Below are 6,357 nucleotides of genomic sequence, written 5' to 3'. Positions count from 1 at the left end.
GGGCGCCGGACGCCGCGCCGATCGCGGCCAGCAGCGCGGTCTTGCCACCCGGACCGGCGCACAGGTCGAGCCAACGCCCGTTGTCGGGGCCGTCGAGCTCGGCCAGGGTCAGTGCGCGGGCCACCAGCTGGCTGCCTTCGTCCTGCACCTGGGCGGCCCCCTCGCGCACGGCAGCCAGTTGTCCGGGATCGCCGCCGGGCAGGTAGACGGCATACGGCGAATACCGGCCCACCGTGCCGTCGATCTGAGCGGCCAGTTCCTCCGCGGTCATGGCCGTGGGGCGGGCCGCCAGGTGCACCACAGGACGTTCGTCGTCACTGGTCAGCAGGGCATCGAGTTCTCCGGCCCGCGCACCGAGCGCGTCGGTGAAGGCCTGGGCGATCCAGCGCGGGTGGGCGTGGAGGAACGCGGCGTGACCCACCGGATCGGTGGCCGCAGGCGGCGCCAGTTTCTCCATCCATTGCTGCTCGGTGCTCCGCGAGATCGTCCGCAGTACCCCGTTGACGAAACCGGCTCGGGCCGAGTCGAATTCGATACCAGCCTGTTCGACGGTGGTGGATACCGCGGCGTGCGGCTCGACCCGGGTGCGCAGCAGCTGGTAGGTCCCCAGCCGCAGTAGATCGAGCAGCACCGGATCGATCCGCTCGGGCGGGCGCCCGGCCGCCGCTTCGACGACCGCGTCGAGCAGCCCACGGGTGCGGCAGGCGCCGTAGGTCAGTTCGGTCGCGAACGCCGCATCCCGGCCTTCGATCCCCCGCTCCCGCAGCAGCGCGGGCAGGGCCAGGTTGGCGTAGGAATCGCGTTCCGACACCGCGCGCAGGACATCGAAGGCCGCTCGGCGGGCGGGATCCAGCGGGGTGCGCCGGTGCTGTCGGTTCCGTTGCGGCTCACGGCTTGGCCGGTTGGGTCGGTTCGGCCGGTTCGGTCGGTTCTGCCGGTTGGGGGGATTGCTCATGATGCCCGCACCGAATCCTCGAGCCGCGCACCGCGGGCCCAGTCGGCGGCGTTCATCAGTTTCTTGCCGGGCGGCTGGACCTGCCCCAGTCGCACCGGCTGCGAGCCCGTGCCGACCAGCACGGCATTGCGTTCGACGCGGATTTCGCCGGGCGCCAACGGATCTGCCGAGGCATCCACCGCGACAGGTCCGACCTTGACCCGCAGCTCCCCGATCATCGTCCAGGCTCCGGGGTTCGGGGTGACCGAACGGACCTGGCGATCGATGACGTGGGCGGGTAGATCCCAGCGCACCCGGGCCGACTCGACCGTGATCTTGGGCGCCAGGCTGACTCCGTCGGCCGGTTGCGGCACGGCTGTCAACGCGCCCTCGGCGATGCCGTCCATCGTGGATTCCAGCAAGGCCGCACCCGAATCCGCAAGGCGGCCAAGCAGATCGCCCGCGGTATCGGTGTCGCGGACCCGCTCTGTGACCACTCCGTAGACCGGGCCGGAGTCCAGCGCCGGCTCGATCAGGAACGTCGTCGCCCCGGTCACCTCGTCACCGGCGGCCAGCGAGGCCTGCACCGGGGCCGCCCCGCGCCAGGCCGGCAACAACGAGAAATGCAGATTGATCCAGCCGTGCCGGGGCACCGCGAGCAGGCGTTCGCTCAGCAACGCACCGTAGGCGACCACCGCACAGCAATCCGGCGCCAGCTCGGACAACTCGGCGATGAACTCGTCGGAGTTGGGCTTCGCCGGCCGCAGGACCGGTATGTCGTGCTCGAGCGCCAGCTTGGCGACCGGAGACGGTGCGGGCTTGCCGCGACGACCGGCGGCCGCATCCGGCCGGGTCAGCACCGCGACCACATCGTGGCGGGGCGAGTCGATCAGCCGCTGCAACGACGGAAGGGCGGGCTCTGGAGTTCCGGCAAAGACTAGACGCACCGATCCAGTCTAGGGATTCGGCCCGCCGCTCCCCTAATGCGTCATCTCCTCGATGCTGAGTCAGCGGTCTTGCGTCCGGATACTCTGAGCGCCACCGCAGCGCGTGCCGAGTCCGCGCCTGGTGGATTTCAATCATGTTGTGGCGAACAGGTCTTATGACTCCACACCGGTATCAGCATCGTTGTGAGTGGGCGGGGCGGGTCTACCCGTCGTCAGCTTCCTCTGGGGGAATGAGTAGTTCCTCGGGGTGGAAGTGGTGGTTGATGGTGTCTTGACCGGTGTTCATCAGGGGTGGTGGGTGCCAGTGGATCCGGCCGGTAGCGGGATCGACGCTGGTGGTCCAGCCGAGCCCGACCAGGCGGTTGTCGGGCCCACAGCTCAGCGCGAGGCCAGGGGCGTCGGTCTGTCCGCCGTGTTGCCAATCAGCCTCGGCGTGATGGACCTGACACTCATCGGCCGCCACGGTGCACCCCGGCCGGGTACACCCGCGATCCCGGTCATAGAGCAAAAGCCGTTGCGCCCTGGTGGCCAACCGTTTGGTGCGGGCCATGTACAGCGGCTCAGCGGTGTGATGTTGGTACACGACGAGGTAGTGAAAGCTGTGCGAGGCCAACCGGATGAGATCTGTCATCGGCATCCGGATGCCCGAACCGGTGACCGCGATCCCGGCGCCGGCCTCCAACTCCGCCAACGTGGTCGACACCACCACCGTGACCGGAAGACCACCATGCTGCCCGAGCCGCTTGGACATCAACACCTCCCGCAGCACCGCCTTGAGCGCATCGTGATTGCGCTGAGCCTGAGTCCGGGTATCCCGACTCGCCGCTGCCTCCTGGTCCTGCCGGTCTTGCACGCTGCCGTCCTCGACGAAGGACTCGGACGCATCGACGTCGGGCATATCGGCACCGGCAGCCGCCAGGTCCGCCTTAGGCGCATCGGCACCGGGATCTGGCGTATCAGCATCAGGGGCAGTCATATCGGTATGCGCCACCTCGGCCTCGCCCTCGGACACATCGGCATCCGCCACGTCGGCGTGGGCGTCGGACGCATCGGCGTCGGCGTCGGCGTCGGCGTCGGCACCGGCATCTGGAGCTGGCACGTGGGCCGCGGGCACATCGGCACCAGCCTCTGGCACGTCAGCCGCGGGCACATCGATACCAACGTCCGCACCGCCGTCGGCATCCGTGTCGGCGTCGGGCACATCGGCCTCGGGCTCCGGCACGTCGGCGGCTGGCGTATCGGTATCGGTATCGAGCGGGTTGGGTGTCGGGTTGTGAACCGGTGCCGGATCAGCCGGGTTGTTGATACCCGGCCGGCCCCACACCCCGAGGACCGCAGCCAGATACGCCGCCGTCTCCGGATCCAACCAACCCTGCACATGAACCAACCCGTCAGGATCCTGCTTCCCCAACCGCAACCCCCGCAAATGAGCAGCAACATCAGGACTATCGCCGTCCTGATTGAGCAGATACAACAGCGTGTCCGCCGCCGCCTTCAACGCTTCAGGAGTATCGCGCCTGGCCGCGGCCACCAGATCCGACTCAACCTGCGCCAGATCACCAGCGCCCACATACTTTTCGGCCTTGGCCAAGGTGTCACGCACGATCGCGACGTGATCGGCGCTGATGCTCCCCGACAACAACGCCTGAGCGCACCCCGGCAACACCGGCGCCAACTCCTGACCGGTCACCGCATACCGCGGCCCCAGATCCGCGGCCACCGCCACCCGCCGCGAAGCTTCCTTACGACTGATCCGCATCCGCGTAGCAAGAACATCAGTCCAGGACTTGCCACCCACCTCGTGCGGACTGCTCCGCGCCATCAACGCCGCCTGGATCCGATGATCAATCATCGCCTGCGTGCGCGCCTGCAGCTCACACTCAGACTGCATCGCCAACAACTCCGCAGTGTCGAACCCGGTGAAATCCGCATCGACCAGCGCCGCGGCCGCCGCACGGTGACCGGCCAACGCGGCCTGCACCGCGTCCCGGCTCTGCACCAACCCCACCACCATGATTCGAACACTAGTTCGAATGGATGACAAAAACCCCGCAATTGTGACTCATGGGACCAAAGCGGCCAAAGTTTTTCGGAGGCCGCGGAGCCTATTGCGGCGTTTGGTAGTACTCCCGCTCTGACACACCGGCCAACGGCGCGAGGTACACCCACGGGATGGTCGCGACCAGGCGGTTGAGGGTGGCCACGGCGTCGTTGTAGTACTGGCGGGCGAAGGCCAGCTTGTTCTCGGAGTCGGTCAGGTTCTCCTGCAGATTCAGGAAGTTGTTCGACGAATTGAGTTGCGGGTAGGACGATCCCAATGCCAGAACGCGGGTTACCGCCGAATCGAGATCTCGTTCGGCAGTGCTGCGCCGAGCCACCGAGGCACCGCCGGTCGCCGAGGTCAGCGACGCCTGAGCCCGGCTGGCCCGGTCCAGGACCGCCGTTTCGTGAGACGCGAAGGTCGCCACGGTGTGCACCAGCGCCGGGATCAGCGCCGCCCGGCGGGCCAGTTCGACGTCGATTCCACTGAGCGCCTCGGCGACGCGAACGTCGGCCGTCTTCAGCTTGTTGTAGCCGACGACGACGCCCACCAGCACCGCCACCGCGAGCAGCAGCACCAGGACCAACAGCAGCCTCACCATGATCCGCCTCCTCCTCCCCCTCCGCCGCCACCACCGCCGCCGGATGACGACGAACCGCCGCCCGACGACGAGGAGGACGACGACTGCGAGGCGGTATACGCCCCGATCGATGACGATAGCGCCGACTCGAAACTGTCGAAATCCCCGCCGGAACCGCCGGCGAAACTGTGACCGCTGCTTGACGACGAATTGTACCAATCCGGTTGGGGCGCAGCCGCCCCCATGGTGTCCTGATACTTCTTGGCCCACAGCGCCGCCGCGCCGCCGGCCACCGCGAACGGGATGTAGGCCAGGTAGAGGTCTTTACGCGCGGCGAAGTCGAACCGGGTCTCCGCCGAATCGGTGGACAGCAGGCGGTGAAACCCCTCGGCCCGCGACCACAGTTCCCGGCCGGCAGCGGTACGGCGGGTGCCCACGCCACCTCGCCAGGCGCCCCGCGAGAGCACGACGAACGCCGCGAAAGGCAGGCCCCACAACGTGTTCGGGATGCCGAACCACAGTCCGAAGCCAGCCACGGCGGCGAAGAACGCCGCGGCGTTGGCAACCCGGATCCACAGTTCCTTGCGGCGCTTGACCATGAGACCACCGTCGAAGGCCCACTTGCGTACGGCGACAGCCATATCTGTCTTGGCCTGGCTCAGCTTCTTGCCCGAGGTCGCGGTGTCCTTCGCCGAAAACTCGGCACCCGGGGACATCACCTTGAGCGCCGCACCCACCTCGACTCCGACCGGGTCGACGTCGGCCCACTGTGCCGGCGGTGCCAGACCTTTGACCTTCCAGTGCTTGTCACTGACCTGTCGCAATTCCACCAGTCCACGCTCGGCAAGGTGCAACAGAGTTGCGCTCAGCCCGTTCGCCGGGATGGTCTCGGTGCGGATGAACTCGGTCTGCACCGGGCCGAGCCCGTCGGGCGGCGCATACTGCACCGGGAAACCAGGCGCGGGTTCGACTGTGGTGCGCGTCAGGTAGACGGCGAGCAAGCCCATGCCGAGGGTGAACGCCGCGAAGCCGACCAACGCGGTCACCGACCGGCCGAGGATCCGGTCCCAGGTATACGGCCATGGCAGGCTCACCTGCGGCGGCGCCGCTACGTCCACACCGGCCCGCACCGTCACAGGGGTGTGCGGCTTCAGGTCGGTCGCGAGGAGTCGCACCGTGTTGCCGTCGGTACGCAGATCCGCACAGGCGGCCCCCACCCCGTATCCGACACTGCAACCGGCTCCGGTGACCGCGGCAGGCAGGGTGACCGAGATGTCCGCGCGCTCGATCGTGTTGTTCCAGGCCGGTGCGACGACGTTCCAGTAGAAGACCGATCGAGCGTCGGGCCTGCCGGTGCTCGTGGCGAATCGGCGGTCGGCACCGACCGTGCCAGGATCGAGGACACCGTCGATGGTGTAGCGGATCTCGAAGACGTGGCTGCCCCAGTCCAGGGTGGTGTCCGGGTCACCGATCTTGGCCACCCGAAAGCGCTGGCCGCTCTCCCACAACAACTCGTAGGTGACCGGAGCCCCGTCGAGCGTGATCAACGTGACCTCGGGGACCTGCCTGACCCGGGAGTTGTTCTGATTGGCCATATCCCAGTAACGGAAGATGCCGTGGCGCCCGCTGGGGAAATCTCCGGTGATCGTCTCGACCGCCGACATCCGTCCGTCGGCATCGACCGTGAACTCGGCCCGGTAGTCGGTGAACACCACCGGATCGGCCGGGCCCCCGCCGCCCGTCCCGGACCCGCCGGTGAAGATCAGCGGCCACAGCAGCCCAAACGCGATGAGCGCCAACGTGAACAACCACGACAACAGCCGGCGCATGGCAGCCTCCTGGTTCACCGCTCATC

The 6,357-nt window shown here is 67.8% G+C and carries 5 protein-coding genes; all 5 read right to left on the bottom strand.

Going from position 1 to position 6,357, the window contains the following annotated elements; all coding sequences use genetic code 11:
* Nucleotides 1-955: transcription antitermination factor NusB (locus tag BN4332_RS03390; protein ID WP_066897176.1), on the bottom strand; the 955-nt coding region annotated here is incomplete at its 3' end.
* Entirely contained in the window at nt 952-1,881 is a 930-nt protein-coding gene (gene fmt / locus BN4332_RS03385) for a methionyl-tRNA formyltransferase (RefSeq protein WP_066897175.1), read from the bottom strand. The genes BN4332_RS03390 and fmt, both read right to left, overlap by 4 nt.
* A 202-nt stretch (nt 1,882-2,083) precedes the next feature.
* On the bottom strand, nt 2,084-3,895 hold the full coding sequence (locus BN4332_RS03380; RefSeq protein ID WP_066897174.1) for an HNH endonuclease signature motif containing protein: 1,812 nt from the start codon (nt 3,893-3,895) through the stop codon (nt 2,084-2,086).
* A 91-nt stretch (nt 3,896-3,986) separates the two neighbouring features.
* The gene (locus BN4332_RS03375) at nt 3,987-4,523 is read right to left on the bottom strand and encodes a LemA family protein (RefSeq protein ID WP_066897173.1); all 537 of its coding nucleotides are present in this window, start codon (nt 4,521-4,523) and stop codon (nt 3,987-3,989) included.
* Nucleotides 4,517-6,331, bottom strand: coding sequence for a DUF2207 domain-containing protein (locus BN4332_RS03370; protein WP_066897180.1), 1,815 nt, complete (start codon nt 6,329-6,331; stop codon nt 4,517-4,519). Before BN4332_RS03370 ends, BN4332_RS03375 begins: the two co-directional genes overlap by 7 nt.
* Between the last annotated feature and the right edge of the window lie 26 nt (nt 6,332-6,357).

It is taken from the genome of Mycolicibacterium houstonense (genome assembly GCF_900078665.2).
Taxonomy (GTDB): domain Bacteria; phylum Actinomycetota; class Actinomycetes; order Mycobacteriales; family Mycobacteriaceae; genus Mycobacterium; species Mycobacterium houstonense.
Note: the sequence above shows the minus strand (reverse complement) of the source record. Positions and strands in the feature narration are given on the sequence as shown.